The 20,742-nt window shown below is 69.7% G+C and carries 13 protein-coding genes; 6 read left to right on the forward strand and 7 right to left on the reverse strand.

The window, feature by feature from the left end; genetic code table 11:
* Nucleotides 1–25: 25 nt before the first annotated feature.
* From mltG to QTH87_RS12685, 6 genes are all read left to right on the forward strand, one after another.
* On the forward strand, nt 26–1,108 hold the full coding sequence (gene mltG, locus QTH87_RS12660; protein ID WP_286609405.1) for an endolytic transglycosylase MltG: 1,083 nt from the start codon (nt 26–28) through the stop codon (nt 1,106–1,108).
* A complete protein-coding gene (gene tmk, locus QTH87_RS12665) occupies nt 1,105–1,758 on the forward strand; it encodes a dTMP kinase (RefSeq protein WP_286609407.1) in 654 nt (217 codons plus the stop codon). The genes mltG and tmk overlap by 4 nt, the downstream gene beginning before the upstream one ends.
* Entirely contained in the window at nt 1,755–2,774 is a 1,020-nt protein-coding gene (locus tag QTH87_RS12670) for a DNA polymerase III delta subunit-related protein (protein ID WP_286609408.1), read from the forward strand. Before tmk ends, QTH87_RS12670 begins: the two co-directional genes overlap by 4 nt.
* Nucleotides 2,771–3,145: a PilZ domain-containing protein gene (locus QTH87_RS12675; protein ID WP_286609410.1), complete on the forward strand. Its 375-nt coding sequence runs from the start codon at nt 2,771–2,773 to the stop codon at nt 3,143–3,145. The genes QTH87_RS12670 and QTH87_RS12675 overlap by 4 nt, the downstream gene beginning before the upstream one ends.
* A 119-nt stretch (nt 3,146–3,264) precedes the next feature.
* A complete protein-coding gene (locus QTH87_RS12680; protein ID WP_286609412.1) occupies nt 3,265–4,071 on the forward strand; it encodes a TatD family hydrolase in 807 nt (268 codons plus the stop codon).
* Nucleotides 4,068–4,736, forward strand: a complete 669-nt coding sequence (locus QTH87_RS12685; protein ID WP_286609414.1) for an ankyrin repeat domain-containing protein — start codon at nt 4,068–4,070, stop codon at nt 4,734–4,736. Before QTH87_RS12680 ends, QTH87_RS12685 begins: the two co-directional genes overlap by 4 nt.
* Before the next feature lie 7 nt (nt 4,737–4,743).
* Here QTH87_RS12685 and QTH87_RS12690 read toward each other — a convergent pair whose 3' ends face one another.
* The 7 genes from QTH87_RS12690 to QTH87_RS12720 form a co-directional block, all read right to left on the reverse strand.
* Nucleotides 4,744–5,169: a hypothetical protein gene (locus tag QTH87_RS12690; RefSeq protein WP_286609416.1), complete on the reverse strand. Its 426-nt coding sequence runs from the start codon at nt 5,167–5,169 to the stop codon at nt 4,744–4,746.
* Nucleotides 5,170–5,290: 121 nt separating this feature from the next.
* Complete coding sequence (gene treY / locus QTH87_RS12695) at nt 5,291–10,432, reverse strand: malto-oligosyltrehalose synthase (RefSeq protein ID WP_286609418.1); 5,142 nt, start codon at nt 10,430–10,432, stop codon at nt 5,291–5,293.
* Complete coding sequence (gene treZ, locus QTH87_RS12700; protein ID WP_286609420.1) at nt 10,425–12,320, reverse strand: malto-oligosyltrehalose trehalohydrolase; 1,896 nt, start codon at nt 12,318–12,320, stop codon at nt 10,425–10,427. The genes treY and treZ overlap by 8 nt, the downstream gene beginning before the upstream one ends.
* Complete coding sequence (glgX, locus tag QTH87_RS12705; protein WP_286609421.1) at nt 12,317–14,452, reverse strand: glycogen debranching protein GlgX; 2,136 nt, start codon at nt 14,450–14,452, stop codon at nt 12,317–12,319. The genes treZ and glgX overlap by 4 nt, the downstream gene beginning before the upstream one ends.
* Nucleotides 14,449–15,279 carry a mechanosensitive ion channel family protein gene (locus tag QTH87_RS12710; protein WP_286609423.1) on the reverse strand — a complete coding sequence of 277 codons (831 nt, stop codon included), beginning with the start codon at nt 15,277–15,279 and terminating at the stop codon, nt 14,449–14,451. The genes glgX and QTH87_RS12710 overlap by 4 nt, the downstream gene beginning before the upstream one ends.
* A gap of 51 nt (nt 15,280–15,330) precedes the next feature.
* Nucleotides 15,331–18,657, reverse strand: a complete 3,327-nt coding sequence (gene treS, locus QTH87_RS12715; protein ID WP_286609425.1) for a maltose alpha-D-glucosyltransferase — start codon at nt 18,655–18,657, stop codon at nt 15,331–15,333.
* Between the two features lie 12 nt (nt 18,658–18,669).
* Nucleotides 18,670–20,730 carry an alpha-1,4-glucan--maltose-1-phosphate maltosyltransferase gene (locus QTH87_RS12720; RefSeq protein WP_286609426.1) on the reverse strand — a complete coding sequence of 687 codons (2,061 nt, stop codon included), beginning with the start codon at nt 20,728–20,730 and terminating at the stop codon, nt 18,670–18,672.
* Nucleotides 20,731–20,742 lie beyond the last annotated feature (12 nt).

The following is a 20,742-nucleotide window of genomic DNA, read 5'->3' on the forward strand; positions in this document are numbered from 1 at the left end:
AACTCCCGGAACCCACCCGGAACCCGTGCGCCGCTTCTTCCTCACACTTTTCCTGCTGGCCTCCGTGCTCGTCCTCGGGGCCGGCGCGGCGGGCCTCTGGTGGGTCAACCAGCCGCTCAAGCTGCCCGCGCCCAATGTCGACCTGTCGGTCGAGCCCGGCACCACGCCGCGCGGCATCGCGCAGGCGGTGGCCGATGCCGGCGTCGACGTGCCGCCGCAACTGCTCTACCTGTGGTTCCGCTTCTCGGGCCAGGACCGCCAGATGCGTGCCGGCAGCTACGAACTCGACCGTGGCGTCACGCCGCGCACGCTGCTCAGCATCCTGGTGCGCGGCGAGGAGGCGACCCGCAGCCTGGTGCTGGTCGAGGGCTGGAACTTCCGCCAGGTGCGCGCCGCGCTGGCCAAGGCCGAGCAGCTCAAGCCCGAAACCGCCGGCCGCAGCGACGAGGAACTGATGGCCCTGCTGGGCCGCCCTGGCGTGCATCCGGAAGGCCGCTTCTTCCCCGACACCTACACCTACTCGAAGGGCTCGACCGACGTCGCGCTGCTGCAGCGCGCGATGCGGGCGATGGACAGGAAGATCGACGCGGCCTGGAGCGCCCGTGCCGCCGACCTGCCGCTCAAGACGCCCGACGAGGCGTTGATCCTGGCCAGCATTGTCGAAAAGGAGACAGGCAAGCCGCAGGACCGGGCCGAGATCTCCGCCGTCTTCCACAATCGCCTGCGGCTCGGCATGCCGCTGCAGACCGACCCGACCGTGATCTACGGCCTCGGCACCCGCTACGACGGCAACCTGCGAAAGCGCGACCTGCAGGCCGACACGCCCTGGAACACCTACACGCGCAACGGCCTGCCGCCGACGCCGATCGCGATGCCCGGCAAGGCCGCGCTGCTCGCGGCCGTGCAGCCGGCGCAGAGCAAGTCGCTCTACTTCGTGTCGCGCGGCGACGGCAGCAGCCAGTTCAGCCGCTCGCTCGACGATCACAACCGGGCCGTCAACCGCTACCAGCGCGGCGGCGGTGGCACCAGCACCAGCAACGGCGGCAACAACAGCGGCGGCGCCGATCCAGGCAGCAGCGCCGACCCCCAACAGCGGAGCGGGCAATGAAGAAGGGTTTGTTCCTGAGCCTCGAAGGCATCGACGGCGCCGGCAAGTCCAGCCACATCGACGCGCTCGAGGCGCTGTTCGCCGGCCTCGGCCGGAGCGTGACCCGCACCCGCGAGCCCGGCGGCACGGCGCTGGCCGAGAAGCTGCGCACCATGGTCCTGGCCGAGTCCATGGACCCGCTGACCGAGTCGTTGCTGGTCTTCGCGGCACGCCGCGACCACGTGGTGCAGGTGATCGAACCCGCGCTCGCACGCGGCGAGGTGCTGCTGTGCGACCGCTTCACCGACGCCACCTTCGCCTACCAGGGCGCGGGCCGCGGCTTCGATGCCGCGGTGCTCGAAACGCTCGAAGGCTGGGTGCAGGCCCGGCCCACGGGCGCGCTGCTGCAGCCCGACCTCACGCTGTGGTTCGACCTCCCGCCCGAAGCCGCGGCCGAGCGGCTCGCGGGTGCCCGGCTGCCCGACCGGTTCGAATCGCAGCCGGTCGAATTCTTTCGCCGCGTGGCAGCGGGCTATGCGCAGCGTGCGGCCGCGGCGCCGCGCTTCGCGCGCATCGACGCCAGCCGTTCGCGCGAACAGGTCTGGCAGCAGGTCGAGGGCGTGCTCGCCGAGCGCGGGCTGCTGGGCATGCATCCCGGAAGCCAGGCATGACGCCCGATTCCCTGCCGGCCTGGCTGGGCCAGTCGCTCGCCGAGCTGCTGCGCCAGCGCGGCCATGCCTGGCTGCTGCAGGGACCTTCGGGCCTGGGCCAGTACGAACTGGGCCTCGCGATGGCCGCAGCCTGGCTCTGCGAACAGCCCGATGCAGCCGATGGGGGCGGCGCCTGCGGCCACTGCCCGAGCTGCCATGCGATCGCGGTGCGCACCCATGCCGACCTCTGCGTGCTGATGCCCGAGGTCGAGATGCAGGCCCTGGGCTGGCCCCTGTCCGAGAAGGCGCAGGCCGACATCGACGACAAGAAGCGCAAGCCCAGCCGCGAGATCCGGGTCGAGGCGATGCGCGATGCCATCGGCTTCGCCCAGCGCACCAGCGCCCGCGGCCGTGGCAAGGCGGTGCTGGTCTATCCGGCCGAGCGCATGAACATGGTCACGGCCAATGCGCTGCTGAAGACGCTCGAGGAGCCAGTCGGCGACGTGCGCTTCGTGCTCGCGAGCGAGGCCGCCTGGCAACTGCTGCCGACCATCCGGAGCCGCTGCCTGGGCTTCACGCTGCCCTGGCCCGAGGACGCGCAAGCCCGCACCTGGCTCGAAGGGCAGGGCGTGCCCGCTGCCGATGCGCCGGGCCTGCTGCGCGCGGCGGGTGGCCGGCCCAGCGACGCGCTGCGCCTGGCCGCCCAGGGCCAGGCCCCCAGGGGCTGGTCGCAACTGCCGAAGGCGATGGCACGCGGCGAGGTCGGCGCGCTGGCCGACCAGTCGCCGGCCCAGGCCATCGGGGCGCTGCAGAAGCTTTGCCACGACCTGATGGCCGCCGAATGCGGCGCCGCTCCGCGATTCTTCGAAAGCGCCGACCTGCCGCCCGTGCCTTCTCGCGCGGCGCTCGCGCGCTGGTCCCGATCGCTCGCAAGTGCGGCAAAAACCGCAGAACACCCGTTCAATCCGGGCCTGATGCTCGAAGCCCTTGTGAGCGAGGCGCGAACCACCCTAAACTCGGCACGCCCCCGCCCATGAACACACCCGCCGCCCCCACCCCCTCCGCGCCCGCCCGGCCCAGCGTCATCCAGCTGGCGATCAAGGAGAAGGGCGCGCTCTACGCGGCCTACATCCCGCTGTTCGCTGAAGGCGGAATATTCATCCCTACCGCGCGCGAGTACCGCCTGGGCGACGACGTCTACGTGCTGCTCACGCTACCCGAGGATCCTCAGCGCTATCCGGTGGCCGGCAAGGTCGCCTGGATCACGCCTGCGCGTGCCGCGGGCAACCGGGCGCCCGGCGTCGGCATCCGCTTTCCGTCCGACGAGAAGTCGCGCCAGCTGAAGGCGCGCATCGAGGAAGCCCTGGGTGCGACCCTGGCTTCCGACCGCGCCACCCAGACCATCTGACCTCTCCCGGCCGCGCGGCCCGGGTCCCGAGGCCCGCCGGCGACGCGGCGGCATCGCAATGGCGACAATGGAGGGCCGCGACACCGCTGCTCGCTGCCTTCGCCTTCGTTCTCCCCGCCATGTTCACCGACTCCCACTGCCACCTGACCTTTCCCGAGTTCGCGGACCAGATGCCGCAGATTCGCGCCGCCATGGCGGCCGCCCAGGTCGACCGGGCGCTCTGCATCTGCACCACGCTCGAGGAATTCCCCGCCGTGCAGGCCCTGGCCGAGCAGCACGACAACTTCTGGGCCAGCGTGGGCGTTCATCCCGACAACGAGGACATCCTCGAGCCCACGGTCGAAGGCCTGGTCGAGCGCGCCGGACTGCCGAAGGTGATCGCGATCGGCGAGACCGGGCTCGACTACTACCAGATGGAAGAGCGCAAGGGCGGCCGCAGCATCGCCGACATGGAATGGCAGCGCGACCGCTTCCGGGTCCACATCCGGGCGGCGCAACAGACCCGCCTGCCGCTCGTGATCCACACGCGCGAGGCCTCGGCAGACACGCTCGCGATACTCCGGGAAGAGGGCGAGGACGGCGGCGCACAAGCGGCCGGTGGCGTCTTCCACTGCTTCACCGAGACCGCCGAGGTGGCGCGCGCGGCACTCGACCTCGGCTTCTACATCTCGTTCTCGGGCATCCTGACCTTCAAGAAGGCGCAGGACCTGCGCGACGTCGCGGCCTTCGTGCCGCTCGACCGCATGCTGATCGAGACCGACAGCCCCTACCTGGCGCCCGTGCCGTACCGGGGCAAGACCAACAACCCCTCGTACGTGCCTTTCGTGGCGCAGCAGATCGCGCAGCTGCGCCAGCTGCCCGTGGAAGCCATCGCCAAGGCGACGAGCGACAACTTCCAGACCCTGTTCAGCGCGGTCGCATCATGACAAATTACTTTAAATATTTCTTGTATCTTGTTGTTCTGTCAGTATCTTTTACTGTTCACGCCAACGATTACGACGACTTCTTCCGGGCTGCCAGGGCCGACAACCCGAGCGGCATGAAGAGCCTGTTGGCCAAGGGCTTCGACCCCAACACGCGCGACGAGAAGGGCCAGACCGGCCTGATGATCGCGATGCGCGAGCCCTCGCCAAAGGTGGTCGACGTGCTGATCGCCTTTCCGAAGACCGACGTCAACGCCCGCAACGCGAGCGACGAAAGCCCGCTGATGCTGGCCGCGCTCAAGGGCCAGCAGGACCTCGTGAACCGGCTGATCGAGCGCGATGCCGACATCAACAAGCCCGGCTGGACGCCGCTGCACTACGCGGCGACGAGCGGGCAGGTGGCGATCATGAAGCAGCTGCTCGACAAGTACGCCTACATCAACGCCCAGTCGCCCAACGGCACCACGCCGCTCATGATGGCCGCGATGTACGGCTCTGCGGCTGCCGTACAGCTGCTGCTGGACGAAGGTGCGGACGTGGGAACGAAGAACCAGCAGGGCATGACCGCGGCCGACTTTGCCGAACGCGGCAAGCGACCCGACGCGGTGCAACTGCTCGGCGCCGCGGCCGGTGCCAAACCGAAGAAGCCCGCCGACGGCAAGTGGTGAAGACTGCTCAGCCCTGGAGGGGCGAGGACGCGCTGACGTAACGCGCCGCTTCCTCAGGCGTCATCTGGGCCTCGACCTGGGCCAGTTCGAGCTGCTCGTGGTCGTGCGCGATCCATTCGAACAGGCGCGAGGGCGGCATCTGGTCGAGGCGGTCCTGATCGCTCCAGCCCCGAAGCCGACGCGGTGCACTCTCGACCAGCATCTGCAGGAAGAGGGCGCGGCCCAGCTTCACCTCCGAGCGTTCGTCGGGGCTCATGGTCGCGAGCAGCCGTGTCGCGCGCTGCTCAAGGGAGACAAGTTCCTCCTGCAGCCGGCGCTCGAGCGACCAGTGCTCTTCGAGCAATGATGTCGACAGCTGAACGCAGGTGAGCCGGATGCCGGCCTGGGAGACCCTCTGGAGGATCGTCAGCAACTGGGAAACGGAATTCGTCATGGTCAGCGATATGAGCCGGTTTAGGGCGATCGCGGCGTAGGACATCGACGCGCCAGCGATGCGCATTCGGCGCCGAACTGCAACGTCTGGGCCCATCGGCGGGCGTTGGTTCGGTTCGTTGCTACCGATACCGGGGCGCCTGCGACGGTTCGCTCGACGTGGTGTCCGCGCCCACGAGCGCCGCACCCGGGAAGTCGCGCAGCACCGCAGCCAGCTCGACTACGCCGGCGAAGGGCGGGTGCGCTGCGCCGGTCAAGACGTCCACGAGGGCCTCTGCACCGAGGTCGGCTGGCAGCAGTACCCGCGTGTCGCCCCAGACCTTGCCCCCGAGCGGCGGCTGCCGCCCACCGGCCGCTCGGTCGAGCTGCGCATGCAGGCGAACCGCGATCAAGACCAGCACCTGCCCTTCGTGGCGGCGCAGAAAGGCGATCACATGCCCCGCGTGCTCGCCGCGCACCTCGAGCGGCTCGTAGCTACCCTCGCGGAAGAGCAGGGGCCGGCGGCGGCGCAGCGACAGCAGGCGCCAGATCAGCCACAGCTTGGCGCGGCCGTCCGGCGCCGACAGCGCGAAGCCGCGCACCGCGGCGGCGAGCGCGGCAGGCGATTCGGACGCCGCCAGCGCCTCGAACTGGTCGAGCAGGATGGCGCGTTCGGCGTAGTCGACCGGCCTCCGGTTGTCGGGATCGACCAGGCTGCGGTCGATCAGTTCGCAGCCCTGGTAGAGATCGGGCACGCCCGGCGAACCGTACTTGAGCAGCCCCAGGCTGATGCCGTTGAGCGCGCCGTAGCGATCGAGTGCGCCGACCACCTGGCCCAGGTCCGCGAGGAATGCATTGCCTTCGCGCGGCGCCAGCACGCCACGCACGAAGCGCTCGAGCGCTGCTTCGTAGGCCGTGTCGGGCCGGGTCCAGCTGGTGCGCGCCTTGCCTTCGCGCGCGGCCTTGTGCATGTAGGCCACGATGCGCTCGGCATAGGCCTCTTGCAGCGCCTCGTCGAGCGGCTCCGCGGGCAGGGTGCCGAGCAGCGTCTGGTAGAGCAGGTACTGGTGCGCGGAAGAGACGCCGGCGGCCAGCGGCGCGTTGAAGTGAGACCAGCGGCGCAGCGCGAGCCGCCACAGGCCCGGCATCTCGGACAGCACGTCGATGCGCAGCCGCACGTCCTCCGAGCGCTTGTTGTCGTGGGTCGAGGTGGCGAGCATGGTCTGCGGCCAGCGCCGCTGGCGGTCGCTGCTGGCCTCGTGGAAATCGGCCACCGAGACGCCGAGGAAGTCGGGCTCGCCACCCACCTCGTTGGCCGAGGCCAGCGGAAAGTAGCGATAGAAGGCCGTGTCCTCGACCCCCTTGGCCGCCACCGGCGCGCTGAACTGCTGGAAGCGGCGCGCGAAGCGCAGGGCCTGGCGCCGCGCTGCGCGGGCCGGCCCGGGTGCCCGCCCGAGCAGCGCCTCGCGCACGAAGCCGAAGACGGAGTCGTCGGGCAGCGCGAGCCGATCGCGTGCCGCGGCGATCGCCTGGTCGACGTAACGCTCGTCCTGAGGCGCGACCCGCTCGTCGTTGTAGGTGCGGTAGACCGCGAGGCTGGCAGCCACCGCGGCCAGGACTTCGCGCAGCGTGTTGAGCGAATGGTCGCGGGTGCGGCGGTTTCCCTTGGCGATGGTGAGCAGCGCGATCGACAGCACCTCGAGGTCGGAGGCGAGCGTGACGCGTGCCACCTCGCGCTTCGATTGGTAGACGATCTCCTCGAACGAGGGCCCGTCGCCCGTGAAGTCGCGCCAGATGCGTCGCAGCCGCCCGGCCGCGCGCTCGTCGAGCAGCACCGCGTTGGCCAGGTTCGCGAAGCGGTAGCCGGTGGTGCCGTGGATCGCCCAGGTCACGGGAACGTCCTCGTGCGGCGCCGCGATCTTTTCCGCCACGACATAGAGCGGGCGGTCGGGCCGGCCGTCCGCATCGATGCCGCGCGCCGGCAGCCCCGCACGAGCGACGAAGCCGTCCTGCAGCCGCTCGAAATAGGCGGCCGGATCCTGCAGGCCGTCCGGATGGTCGATCCGCAGGCCGTCGACCCAGCCGCGCGCGGCGAGGTCGAGCGCCATCGCATGCGTGGCCTCGAACACCGGGCGGCGCTCGTTGCGCAGCGCCGCCAGTTCGTTGACGTCGAAGAAGCGGCGGTAGTTGATCTCGTCGGCCGCCACGCGCCAGTGCGCCAGTCGGTAGGCCTGGGCCTCGAGCAGCCGGTGCAGGCGGTCGGGGTCGTTCCAGGCCTGGACCGCCTGCCCGATCGCGCCGGCGACCGCGGGCCTGTCGGCAGCCAGGGCGGCCAGTTGCGCCTTGAGCAGTTCCTTGTCGCGCGCGCGCTCGGCCACCGCACGCCGCTTGGTGTGATCCATGGCCGGCAGGTGACGCAGCGCCGTGGCGATGCCCGCGAGGGCATCGCTGGCGTCGCCGTCCCCGAGGCTCGCGCAGGCGTGCTCGAGCAGCACCGCCACGCTGTCGGGTGCGAGCGGAAAGTGATGATCGAAGTAGTGCAGCTCGAAGGCTCCGGCCTCCGCGCGCCAGACCGGCTTCAGCTCTCCGCGCTCGAGCACCTCGCCGTACGAATCGCCGAGCACGGGCAACAGCACCTTGCCGGCCAGGTGGGGCGTGAGCGGCGTCCAGTCGATGTCGAAATGACGCGCGTAGCGCGAGGCCCGGCCGTTCTCGAGCACGTCGTTCCACCAGGGGTTGTCGGCCCCGAGCACGCCCATGTGGTTCGGCACCAGGTCGATCAACTGGCCCATGCCGCGCGCCTTGAGCGCCTGCGTCAGACGCTCGAAGGCCGCCAGGCCGCCGAGTTCGGGGTTGATCTCGTCATGGGCGACGACGTCGTAGCCGTGCATGCTGCCGGGCCGCGCGCGATGGATCGGCGAGCAATAGACATGGCTGATGCCGAGCCGCTCGAGGTAGGGCACGATGCGCACCGCGTCGTCGAAGGTGAAGCCGCTGTGCAGCTGCAGGCGGTAGGTGGCACGCGGCACGCGCATCGGCAGGCCGCGGGCCTGGGCCGCGTGGGCGTCGGTGCGCGGCGAGCGGCGCGGCCGGGCGCGCGCGACCTCGGCGCAGAGCACCGGCATCGGGCCGTGGTCCGGGAAGTCTTCGAGGGCAACGCCGTACTTGCGCTGCCAGTTCGGATGCTCGGTGGTGGTGCCGGGCAGGTTGGGCTGCTCGATCTCGCCGAGCGCATCCTCGAGCTGCACCATCATCACGCTCGACGGTGCCGCCGCAAGGAAGCCATGCAGCAGCGCCACAGCGCGGTCGTCCAGGCTGCCGGCCTCGGCCGCCGCGAGGCTCGGGGCGGGCCAGTCGGCGTGACGGCGGGCGGCCTCGAGCAGCCGCGCGCGGTCTTCCATGCGCTGGCCTTCGTCGCGCACGAATTCGTCCGCATCGGCGATCAGGCCCAGTTCGCGCCGCACGAACAGGTCGTGCCCCGTCCACCAGCCGGCCAGGGTCGGAAGGTCGTGGGTGCTGACCGCGACCACGGCCTCGCGCGGGTAGTCGGCCGGCGCACGGAAGGCACCGGCGGCGTCGCGCTCGAAGTACAGCAGGCGGTAGGAAAGCACGCCATGGCGGCGCAGCGCGTCGCGCATCGCATCGGGCACGGTGCCGAGGTCCTCGCCGATCACGAGGCAGCAATGGCGCCGGCTCTCGAGGGCGAGGATCGCGAACAGTTCGTCGACCGGATAGTCCACGTAGCTGCCGTCGCGCGGGGTGCCCTGGCGCGGAATCCAGAACAGGCGCATCAGCATCATCACGTGGTCGATGCGGATCGCGCCGGCCCCGCGCATGTTGGCGCGCAGCGCCTCGATGAAGACCCGGTAGCCGTCCTCGCGCAGGCGATCGGGACGCAGGGGTGGCAGGCCCCAGTCCTGGCCCTCGGTGTTGAAGGCGTCGGGCGGCGCACCCACGCGGATGTCGAAGGCGAAGCTCGACCGATGGCGCCAGGCGTCCGATCCGCCACGGTCGACCGACACCGCGAGGTCGAGATAGAGGCCGATCGCCATGCCGAGTTCGGCGCAGCGCGCGCTGGCCGCCTCCAGCTGGCGCGCCGCCTGCCATTGCAGCCAGGCGTGGTAGCCGATGCGCTCGGTATGCAGGGCGGCAAAGGCGGCCACCGCGGGCGATGCGGGGTCGCGCAAGGCCTCGGGCCAGGCGGGCCAACCCCAGACTGCCGGATCGGCCGCATGCAGGTGCGCCTGCAGCGCCTCGAACAGCGCATGCTCGCGCAGCGCATCTCCCCCGCGGACACGGAAGGCTTCGAATGCGCGCACCTCGGCGTCTTCCGGCGCGCGCCGAAGAAAGGCGCGGTGCAGCTGTTCGAGCACCTCGTGCTTCGCAGCTGCGACTCCTGCGTGGTCGATCGTGGGTGCCGCGCGCAACGCCGAGAGGCGCGACTGGAAGGCAGGCGCGCGCACCTGCTGCTGCAGCGTCTTCGACGCGAGGAAGTCCGGCACCGCTTCGACGTCGATGTAGAGCGGGTTGAGCTGTCCGCGTGACGAGGGGCTGTACGGGCTTCGATGGGCGGGGTTGTGCGGGAACAGGGCGTGCAGCGGGTTGAGGCCGATCACGTCGGCGCCCGCGCGGGCCGCCTGCACGACGAAGGCCGCAAGGTCGCCGAAGTCGCCGATGCCCCAGTTGCGCGTGCTGCGCAGCGCATGCAGCTGCAGCGTGAAGCCCCAGATGCGGCCACCGCCGGCCAACGCTTCGGGCTCGTGGCAGCGCGGGGGCGCGCAGACCAGCAAGCTCTCTCCGGGCAGGCCGGTGATGCTCAGGCGGTGGTAGCCCTCTGCCAGGGCCAGCGCGATCGGAAGGCGCAGCCGCCGGAACCGCACGCCATCGCATTCCGCCTCGGACTCCAGTGCCAGGCTCGCGACATCGGCCGTGCCTTCGTGGAAAGCGCCGCCTTCATCGACAAGACGCCATTCGACATGGGCGATCGATGCGGGCAGTTGCAAGCTGACCGTGAAATGCGCGCTGCCGGCCTCGACCAACTGCACCGGGGGCAGGACCCGGCGCCAGTCCTCGCGCTCCGCAGCCGCTTCGGCGCGTTCGTACGCAAAGGACTCGCGCGACGCATCGGCGCCCGGTACTGCGGCGGCGGGCAGCCAGCCGGCATCCCGCAGCAGGGCGGCGAGCGCCTCGGGCGCCACCGCCTGCCACTGGCCGAAGACGTCGTGATAGCCGCTCGCCACGCCATGGCGTACGCACAGGCGGCGCAGTGGCGCATGCTCATCCATCGACGAATTCCTCGAGCGCGGCGCAGACGCCGCCCGATGCCAGCCGCAGCATGTTGCCGGGGGCCGGCGAGGCGTCGCCATGCCGCAGGTGGATCACGCGGCCGGGCGGCCACGCGAGTTCCGCGTCGCCGCGGCCGAAGTTGGCCACCAGATGCAGGAAAGCCTGCGGCACCTTGCCGTCAGGGGCTCCATCGGCGTCCGTGCCGGGCGCGTCGAGCTGCCACACGAGGCGCAGCGCGTCGCCCTCGCAGGACCACTGGTGCGTGCGGCAGCCGGCGCCGAAGCGCGGCGTCAGTTCGACGCGCCGCACGCGCAGCAGCTCGCGCGTGAGTGCCAGGGCTTGCGCCTGGGTCGGCGCCTCGCGCTCGGCCGAGTCGAGCCGGGAAGCAGCGAAGGTGGCCTCGTCGTTGGGGTCGGGGATGCGCGCCTGCGCGGCCTGGTCGCCGAAGGATGCGAAGCGCCCGAACTCGCTGCGCCGGCCCGCGGTCACGGCCGCCGCCAGCTCGGGGCCGAAGTCGCAGAAGAACTGGAAGGGCGTCGTGGCTGCGTATTCCTCTCCCATGAACAGCATCGGCGTATGCGGAGACAGCAGCACGCAGCTGCGCGCTGCCAGCAAGCGCGCGGGATCGGCCAGCGCGTCGATGCGTTCTCCAAACGCGCGGTTGCCGACCTGGTCGTGGGTCTGAAGGAACGACACGAAGGCGCCGAGCGGCAGGTGGGTGCAGGGTTCGCCGCGCGGCTCGCCGCCTCGAAAATCCGAGGGCTGGCCGCTGTAGATGAAGCCCTGGGCCAGCGCGAGGCCGAATTGCTCGATGGGCCGCTGCGCATAGTCGGCGTAGTAGCCGTCGGCCTCGCCGGTCAGCAGCACATGCGCGGCGTGGTGCAGGTCGTCGTTCCACTGCGCGGTGGCCGCGAGCGGTTCGCCCTCGGCATCGCGCTCGAGCCGATGCGCCTCGTTGAGGTCGTTCTCGAGCACTACGTGCACCTGGCGCAGGCGACCCGGCCCCTGCCGCAGCGCGCTGCAGATCTCTTCGACGATGCCTGGCCTGGAGTCGTCCCGGATCGCATGCACCGCGTCCAGGCGCAGGCCGTCGAAGCCGTATTCCTCGATCCAGTAGAGCGCGTTGTGGACGAAGAAGTCGCGCACCGTGCGCGCCTCGGGTCCGTCGAAGTTGATTGCGGCGCCCCACGGCGTCTGGTGCGCGGCATTGAAGAACTCGGGGCAGCAGGCATGCAGGTAGTTGCCTTCGGGACCGAAGTGGTTGTAGACCACATCGAGCAGCACCATCAGGCCCAGGCCGTGCGCGCGCTCGACGAAGCACTTGAGGTCTTCGGGCGTGCCGTAGCTGGTGTCGGGCGCGAAGGGCAGCACGCCGTCGTAGCCCCAGTTGCGCCGGCCCGGAAAGTCGGCAATCGGCATCAGCTCCACGGCCGTGATGCCGAGCTCGGCAAGGTCGGCCAGCCGGTCGCCGGCGGCGGCCAGCGTGCCCTGGGGGGTGAAGGTGCCCAGGTGCAGCTCGTAGACCACGGCCTCGTTCCAGGGCCGGCCAGTCCAGCTGTCGTCGGTCCAGTCGTGCGCGCGGGGATCGACCACCTCGCTCGGCCCGTGCACGTCGTCGGGGTTGCGCCGCGAAGCGGGATCGGGCACCCGCAGGCCGTCGGGCAGGCGCAGCCGGTAGCGGTCGCCGGCTGCGGCGTGGGGCAGGGTGGCCTCGTGCCAGCCGCCTTCGAGGCGCTGCATTGCATGGTCCTGCCAGCTTCCGCCGTCGCCGTCGCCGCGCGCGAGCTCGAGCACCACCTGCGGCAGCGAAGGCGCCCAGAGCCGGAAGCGCACGCCGCCGGCCTCGAGCAGCTCGGCCCCGAAGGGCATCGCGTGGACGCGCTTCATGCCGCGCCCCGGCTGCGCCGCAGCAGCACCAGCGATCGGCCCTGCAGTGGGTACGAAGCCTCGGTCAGCTCGGCCCACAGGTCGCTTGCGCGCGCGGTGTCGATCAGGCGCGTCCAGCGTTCACCCGGCGGCGCCGGCATGCTGAAGGGCAGGGGCTCGTGGTAGGCGTTGAGCAGCAGCAGGAAGTCGTCGTCCTGCTGCGCCTCGCCGCGCGGGCCGACGTCGGTGATGCCGGTGCCCGAGAACAGCATGCCGAGGCAGCGCACATGCTCGCCCCAGTCGTCCTGCGTCATCTCCCGCCCGTCCGGACGCAGCCAGACCACGTCCTTGGTGGCGCCTTCGCCCGTTGGCTGACCGCGGAAGAAGCTGCGGCGCCGGAACGAAGGATGCTGGCGCCGGATGCGGATCAGCTCGGCGACGAAGTCGCGCAGGGATTCCGCCTCGGGACGCGGGCTCCAGTCGATCCAGCCGAGCGGGTTGTCCTGGCAGTAGACGTTGTTGTTGCCCTGTTGCGTGTGGCCGCGCTCGTCACCGGCCAGCAGCATCGGCACGCCCTGCGACAGCAGCAGCGTGGCGAGGAAGTTGCGCTTCTGGCGTTCGCGCAGCGCGAGCACCTCGGCATCGTCGGTCGGGCCTTCGACGCCGCAGTTCCAAGACAGGTTGTTGCTGTTGCCGTCGCGGTTGTCCTCGCCGTTGGCCTCGTTGTGCTTGTCGTTGTAGGAGACCAGGTCGTGCAGCGTGAAGCCGTCGTGCGCGGTGATGAAATTGATGCTCGCATGCGGCCCCTTGCCCGACCAGCCGTAGAGATCCTGCGAGCCTCCGAGCCGATGGGCGACGTCGCCGGCCACGCCCGAATCTCCCTTCCACCAGCCACGCATGCCGTCGCGGTAGCGGTCGTTCCACTCCGCCCAGCCGGGCGGGAAGTTGCCCACCTGGTAGCCGCCATGGCCCAGGTCCCAGGGCTCGGCGATCAGCTTGACCTGGTTGAGCGTCGGGTCCTGCCGGATGGCATCGAAGAAGCCGCCGAGGTTCTCGACCTTGCCGGCCTCGCGCGCGAGCGCCGAGGCGAGATCGAAGCGGAAGCCGTCGACATGCATCTCCTCGGCCCAGTAGCGCAGCGAATCCATGACCAGCTGCAGCGCGCGCGGATGCTCGAGGTTGACCGTGTTGCCGCAGCCCGTGAAGTCGTCGTAGTAGCGCGGCTGCTCGGCATTGGCGATGTAGTAGGAGGCGTTGTCGACGCCGCGCATCGACAATGTCGGCCCCAGGTGGTTGCCCTCGCAGGTGTGGTTGTAGACCACGTCGAGGATCACCTCGATGCCGGCCGAGTGCAGCGTCTTGACCATGGTCTTGAATTCCTTCACCTTGCCCGAGGCGCTGTAGCGGTTCTCGGGCGCGAAGTAGCCGAGCGTGTTGTAGCCCCAGTAGTTCTGCAGGCCTTTTTCCGCCAGGTGGCGGTCGTTCAGGTAGGAATGCACGGGCAACAGCTCGAGCGTGGTCACGCCGAGTCGCTGCAGGTAGTCGATCACCGGTGCGCAGCCCAGCGCCGCGTAGGTGCCGCGCAGGTGCTCGGGAATGTCCGGGTGCTGCATCGTGAAGCCGCGCACGTGCAGCTCGTAGATCACCATGTCCTGCCACGGCACCTCGGGACGGCGGTCGTCGCCCCAGGTGAACGCGGTCTCGAGCACGCGGCCCTTGGGCATGAAGGCGGCGCTGTCGCGGCGGTCGAAGGAAAGATCCTGCCGCTTGCTGCCGAGCGCGTAGCCATAGAGCGCATCGCTCCAGCGCAATTCGCCGATCAGGTCCTTGGCGTAGGGATCGAGCAGCAGCTTGTGGGGATTGAAGCGATGGCCCTGCTCGGGCTTGTACGGTCCGTGAATGCGCCAGCCGTAGGCCATGCCGGGCCGCGCCTCGGGCAGGTAGCAGTGCCACACATCGTTGGTGCGCTCGCGCACCTGGATGCGCTGGCGTTCATGACGGCCCTTGTCGTCGAAGATGCAGAGCTCCGCCTTGTCGGCGTGCTTGGAGAAGATCGCAAAGTTGACACCCTGGCCGTCCCAGGTGGCGCCGAGCGGATAGGGGCGGCCCGGCCAGACGGCACCAAGCGGGGGATGGGGAGGGCGCTTGCTCATGGATGCGGTCGGTCGTCCTGCAAATTCTGCGCCGGACGATTCGACCAGGCGCTCGCCACCGAGCCACTGCCTTCGGCAGAGCTGGCGGGGTTCTGGAACGGGCTGGCGTCCCGGCGCGGGGGCGGCTCTTCCGGCACCGGGCTGCGGACCGCGACACCGGGTCGCTTGCGCGGCCACCACTCCTCGATCCGGTCGGCCGCCCATTCCCTGCCCGCGAGGCCGAAGGCCAGGGCCAGCGCGAACACGACGCCGCCCAGGATGATCAGGAAACTCTGGCGCACGATGTCGCCGCCGATCTTGAGATGGTCGAGCGCGACCAGCACCACGAACAGCAGGATCGCGTACTGCGCCACCTTGCCGAGCAGAAGCGAGTCCTGCATGCCGGCGTTGCGCCCGTAGGTGGTGACGGCATCGCCCACGAACTTGGCGAAGTAGGCGCCGAAGGCCAGCACCAGCAACGCCACGAACACGTTCGGCACGAACCACATCACGCGGCCCAGCAGATCGGTCACGTAGCTCAGGCCGAGACCGTTGAACGCCACCACCAGCGAGGCCAGGATCACCATCCAGTAGGCCAGCGCGCCGAACACCGCGGTCGAATCCGAGACCATGCCGCCCTGGCGCAGGAAGTTGTCGATGCCGGCGCGCTCGGTCAGCACCGGGAAGTTGATGGCGTGCAGACCGCGGATGACGGCGAAGCGCACCACCTTGGCGATCAGCCAGCCGGCGACGACCACCAGCAGGGCGAACACCAGCCGCGGCACGAAGGCGCCGATCTGGAAAAGGAAGGCGCGCAGCGGCTCGAAGTAGAAGGTGAGGGTGTCCATGAATGCTCTCCGTCGGGTGGCGGTTCGGGTCGGGTCGGGCGGCCGGGTCGCTCAGCGCGCCGCGTGGCGCTCGAGCAGGGCCAGGATGCCCTGCAACGGCACCGGCACCCAGTCGATGCGGTTGCTCAGTTCATAGCGCAATTCGTAGAAGGCCTTCTCGAGCTCGAACAGTTGCAGCAGCTGCGGCTCGACGGCGCCCGCCTCGGGAGCCAGCGCGCCGGCATAGCCGGCCAGGAAGGCTTCGCGGGTCTCGGCCTCCCACTGGCGGGCCTCGGCATCGAGCCGGCCGAGCTCCTCGACGTTCTGTGCCGCGCGCCGCAGCGCGCTCCAGCGCGCGTAGTTGAAGGACCGCAGCATGCCCGCCACGTCGCGCAACGGCGATTGCTTGGCGCGCCGTTCCTCGATGGAGCGCGCGGGCTCGCCCTCGAAGTCGATGATCACGAAATCGTTGCGCGCGAGCAGAACCTGGCCCAGGTGGTAGTCGCCATGGAAACGCGTGCGCCAGCCCGCAGCGCCGCCTTCGACCGGCAACGCATCGATGAAGGCATCCACTGCGCCGGCCTGCTCGAGCAGGCGTTCGGCGTCGCTGCGCACCGCAGGCGCCAGACCGTTCAGGTGCTCGCGCAGCCGCGCCAGCGTGGCGTGGGCCTCGGCGCGCACGGTGTCGCGCATCGTGCGGCGATCGGTCTCCGCCAGCGGCTCCGGATCGAAGGCCGGGTTGCCGCTGCGGCGGCCGAGCGCGTTGTGCAGCTCCGCGGTGCGGCGTCCGAGGATCGCGACCAGTGCCAGGAAGGCGCCGTGCGGATTGGTCGGCCGCGCTCCGTCGGCGTCGCGCAGTTCGCGCAGCGTGCGGTCGAGGTAATCGAGCGTCCAGCTCCAGCCGTCGCCCTGGTTGGGCACGTAGGCCTGCAACAGCGCGAGCGTCAGCACGGTGCCGTCGTTGCCCGTGTATTCGAGCGCGCCGGCCACCGGAACGCCGTGCAGGAAGCCGGCGTCCTCGGTCAGGAAGCGGCCCATCTCGAGCTCGGGGTTGATGCCCGCGCGCAGTTGCCGATAGCCCTTGAGGAACAGCGTCTCGCCGAGCATCACGACCGTGTTGCTGCTCATCGCGGTCGGCCGGCTCACCTCGAGATCGGCGATGGCGTCCACCACCAGTTCGCGGCCCAGCGAGGTCGGACGGAAGTGCAGCCGGCCGTGGGCGGTCGCGAGCTCGGTGCCGGCGACGATCGCGCGCACCAGCGCCCGGCAGAAGGCCTCGTCGAAGAAGGCGTCGCCCATGACGCCGACGTTGGCCTGCTGCCGCACCTTGGCGATCGCGGCCGGCTGCAGGCACTTCATGCGCTCCTCGTCGCGGTCTTCCCATGCCAGCGCAAGCGGCATGAAATAGCGCGCCTTCTCGGGCAGGCCCTCGAGGTCGAGCAGCGGCAGCAGCCAGCTGAGCCCGTCGGCCTCCCAGATCGCCTGGTCGCCCAGGCGGGCCCGCGCAATGGTCGAACCCTTGGCCGCATACCAGCGCTGGGCCTCGATGTGCGGCGGCAGGGTCTCGACCTCGAACTGCTTGATCAGCCGGTCGGCGAAGCCGATCCGCCAGGGCATGACCTTTTCCTTCTGCAGGCTGGTCCAGCCGTCGAACAGCACGATCACCGGCCGGTCGAGCAGCGCCACGCCTTCCTGGTGCCAGCTCGGCATCGGCGCCTCGTCGGCCAGGCGGAACCAGTAGAAGCCGTGCGAGGGCAGGGTGAGCAGGTAGGGCAGCTCGCCGATCGGCGGGAACGAGGTGCGGCCGAGCATCTCGACCGGCACCCGGCCCTTGAAGGCCGAAAGATCGAGCTCGACCGGCTGGGCCGCGCGCGAGAGGTTGAACACCGACAGGATCGCGTCGCCGTCGTGTTCGCTGATGTAGGCCAGGATCTTGCGGTTGCCGGGCTTCAGGAAGGTACGCCGACCGCGGCCGAAGGCACGGCTGGTCTTGCGTACCGCCAGCATGCGGCGGGTCCAGTGCAGCAGCGAGCTCTTGTCGCGCAGCTGGGTCTCGACGTTCACGGCCTCGTAGCCGTACATCGGGTCCATGATCGGCTGCAGGTAGAGCCGCTGCGGATCGGCGCGCGAGAAGCCGGCGTTGCGATCGGGGCTCCACTGCATGGGCGTGCGCACCCCGTTGCGGTCGCCGACGAACACGTTGTCGCCCATGCCGATCTCGTCGCCGTAATAGATGATCGGCGAGCCCGGCATCGACAGCAGCATGCCGTTCATGAGCTTGATGCTGTCCTTGTCGTTGTCCATGAGCGGCGCCAGTCGCCGCCGGATGCCGAGGTTGATGCGCGCCTGCATGTCGGCCGCATAGGTGGTGTACATGTAGTCGCGTTCCCGGCTGGTCACCATCTCGAGCGTGAGCTCGTCGTGGTTGCGCAGGAAGATCGCCCACTGGCAGCCTTCGGGGACCTCCGGCGTCTGCTGCATGATCTCGACGATCGGGTCGCGGTCCTCCTGCGCGATCGCCATGTACATGCGCGGCATCAACGGGAAGTGATAGGCCATGTGACATTCGTCGCCGTCGCCGAAGTACTCGCGCACGTCCTCGGGCCACATGTTGGCCTCGGCCAGCAGGAACCGGTTCTTGTAGTTGGCGTCGATCGCGGCACGCAGCTTCTTGATCACCACGTGGGTCTCGGGCAGGTTCTCGTTGCTGGTGCCGTCGCGCTCGATCAGGTAGGGAATGGCGTCGAGCCGGAAGCCGTCGACCCCCATGTCGAGCCAGAAGCGCATGGTCCGGAACACCGCCTCGAGCACCGCCGGGTTGTCGAAGTTGAGATCGGGCTGATGGCTGAAGAAGCGATGCCAGTAGTAGGCCTTGGCCACCGGGTCCCAGGTCCAGTTCGACTTCTCGGTGTCGGTGAAGATGATGCGCGTGCCCTGGTAGAGCTGGTCGGTGTCGCTCCAGACGTAGAAGTCGCGTTCGGGCGAACCGGGCGGCGCGTTGCGCGCCGCCTGGAACCACGGGTGCTGGTCCGAGGTGTGGTTGATGACCAGCTCGGTGATCACGCGCAGCTCGCGCTTGTGGGCCTCGTCGAGCATGTCGCGGAAGTCCTGCAGCGTGCCGTACTGCGGGTGCACGTCCTCGTATTCGGAGATGTCGTAGCCATCGTCGCGCAGCGGCGAAGGATAGAAGGGCATCAGCCAGATCGTGTTGACGCCCAGGTCCTTCACGTAGTCGAGACGGCTCGCGACGCCCTTGAAGTCGCCGACGCCGTCGCCGTTCGAGTCCACGTAGGCCTTGACGTTGAGCTGGTAGATCACCGCGTCCCGATACCAGGTGGGATCGTCGCGCGTGTCGATCTCGGTGGTCTCGAGCGCCAGCTTCGGCAGGGGAGCGTTCATGGGCTTGCGTTCCTAGACGTAGTAGTCGAAGTCGCGCTCGTCGCGCAGCCGGCGCCGCACGGCCAGCACGTGCGCGGGCATGCGCTGCGGCTCGAGCAGGATGTAGTGATGCCCCCCCTGCCAGGTGAAGCGCTGGTCGGTCAGGAGGTCGTGCATCTGGAAGGGCTGATCGCGCGGCACGTCGATCTCGGAGGGGTCGAGTGCGAGCCAGCCCGACTGCGCGTTGCGCGGATCGAGGTTGACCACCGTGACGATCGTGTTGCTGCCGTCGGGCGACTGCTTCATGTAGGCGATGAGGCGGTCGTTGTCGATCTCGAGAAAGCGCAGGCTGCGATCGGACTGCAGCGCCGGGTTCTCGCGCCGGATGCGGTTGATGCGCGCGATGAACGGGCGCAGGCCGGCCTCGGGGCTCCAGTCCCAGTGGCGAAGCTGGTACTTCTCGGAGTCGAGGTATTCCTCGCTCGCGGGGCCGCGCGGCAGGTGCTCCAGCAGCTCGTAGGCCGGCCCGTACATGCCGTAGCTCGCGGCCAGCGTGGCGGCCAGCACCAGCCTCGACCGGTACACCGACTCTTCGCCGGTCTGCAGTGCGGCATGCAGGATGTCGGGCGTGTTGGGCCAGACGTTGGGACGGAAGTAGTCGCGGCCGGGCCCCTGCGACAGCTCGGTGAAGTACTCGGTCAGCTCTTCCTTGTCGTTGCGCCAGGTGAAGTAGGTGTACGACTGGTTGAACCCGAGCTTCGCAAGGCGGTGCATGACCTTGGGCCGCGTGAAGGCCTCGGCCAGGAAGATCAGTTCGGGGTGCGCGCGCCGGGTCTCGCCGATGGCCCACTCCCAGAACGCGAAGGACTTGGTATGCGGGTTGTCGACCCGGAAGATCGTCACGCCCTCGGCGATCCAGTGGTCGAGCACGCTCTTGAGCTCCACCCACAGGCCCTGCCAGTCCTCGCTCTCGAAGTTGAACGGGTAGATGTCCTGGTACTTCTTGGGCGGGTTCTCTGCGTATTGCACGCTGCCGTCGGGCCGCCAGCGAAACCACTTCGGATGGGCCGCCACGTAGGGGTGATCGGGCGCGCACTGGAAGGCGATGTCCATCGCGATCTCGAGGCCCTGCGCACGCGCGGCCGCCACCAGGCGCCTGAAGTCCTCGGGCGTGCCGAGTTCCGGCAGGATGCTCTTGTGGCCGCCCTCCGCGGCACCGATCGCCCAGGGGCTGCCCACGTCGCCGGCTTCGGTCACGAGCGCATTGTTGCGGCCCTTGCGCTGCTCGCGGCCGATCGGATGGATGGGCGGAAAGTAGAGCACGTCGAAGCCCATCGCCGCGACCAGCGGCAGTCGCGCCTCGACGTCGCGGAAGGTGCCATGCACGCCCGGCTCGTCGCCTGCAGAGCGCGGAAAGAGCTCGTACCAGGTGCTGAAGCGCGCGCGCTCGCGTTCCACGTCGAGCGGGAGCTCCTTACCGAATCGGGTCTCGAGCGAGCGGTCGGGATAGCGTGCCGCGGTTGCAGTCAGTTCGTCGTCGAGCGCGAGCGCCTTGAGCGCCGCGACCTCGCTCGCGGAATCGGCTGCGCCGTCCTCCAGCGAGCGGGCCCAGGAGGCGAGGGCGCTTCGGTCCTCGCCGCTCGCGCGCTGCGCCGCGGCAGTGATCTCCAGGGCGCCGACGCGGGCCGCGATGCGGATGTCGTCCGGGTCGACGCGGCGTTCCAGTTCATGACGCCAGGATTCGAATCCGTCGACCCAGGCCGACACGGAGTAGAAATAGCGCCCGAGCGTCGGCGGCCGGATGTCCGCATGCCACTCGTCGTTGTAGCGCAGCTTCATCGGCAGCTCGTGGCGGCGCTCTGCGCCTTCCTTCCACCACTGCAGCATCACGCGCGGCGCGTCATGGCCATCGGTGAACACATGGGCCGTGATGCGAAGCGGCTCGCCGGCCACATGCTTGACCGCGAAGCGGCCGCCGTCGACCACCGGCAGCACGGCGTCGACGACCGCACGACTGCGCCCGTCGTCACTGTCGATGGCGGCGGGCGCACGGGGTGCGGTCGGCGTGGATTGCAGCAGGATGCTCCTGGTCATAGGCGGCGGCCC

Source organism: Variovorax jilinensis, assembly GCF_030316885.1.
Taxonomy (GTDB): Bacteria; Pseudomonadota; Gammaproteobacteria; order Burkholderiales; family Burkholderiaceae_C; genus Variovorax; species Variovorax jilinensis.

Coding starts and splice junctions, on each gene's coding strand:
- tmk (WP_286609407.1), top strand. CDS start 1,105: ATGAAGAAGGGTTTGTTCCTGAGCCTCGAAGGCATCGACGGCGCCGGC.
- QTH87_RS12670 (WP_286609408.1), top strand. CDS start 1,755: ATGACGCCCGATTCCCTGCCGGCCTGGCTGGGCCAGTCGCTCGCCGAG.
- QTH87_RS12675 (WP_286609410.1), top strand. CDS start 2,771: ATGAACACACCCGCCGCCCCCACCCCCTCCGCGCCCGCCCGGCCCAGC.
- QTH87_RS12680 (WP_286609412.1), top strand. CDS start 3,265: ATGTTCACCGACTCCCACTGCCACCTGACCTTTCCCGAGTTCGCGGAC.
- QTH87_RS12685 (WP_286609414.1), top strand. CDS start 4,068: ATGACAAATTACTTTAAATATTTCTTGTATCTTGTTGTTCTGTCAGTA.
- QTH87_RS12690 (WP_286609416.1), bottom strand. CDS start 5,169: ATGACGAATTCCGTTTCCCAGTTGCTGACGATCCTCCAGAGGGTCTCC.
- treY (WP_286609418.1), bottom strand. CDS start 10,432: ATGGATGAGCATGCGCCACTGCGCCGCCTGTGCGTACGCCATGGCGTG.
- treZ (WP_286609420.1), bottom strand. CDS start 12,320: ATGAAGCGCGTCCACGCGATGCCCTTCGGGGCCGAGCTGCTCGAGGCC.
- glgX (WP_286609421.1), bottom strand. CDS start 14,452: ATGAGCAAGCGCCCTCCCCATCCCCCGCTTGGTGCCGTCTGGCCGGGC.
- QTH87_RS12710 (WP_286609423.1), bottom strand. CDS start 15,279: ATGGACACCCTCACCTTCTACTTCGAGCCGCTGCGCGCCTTCCTTTTC.
- treS (WP_286609425.1), bottom strand. CDS start 18,657: ATGAACGCTCCCCTGCCGAAGCTGGCGCTCGAGACCACCGAGATCGAC.
- QTH87_RS12720 (WP_286609426.1), bottom strand. CDS start 20,730: ATGACCAGGAGCATCCTGCTGCAATCCACGCCGACCGCACCCCGTGCG.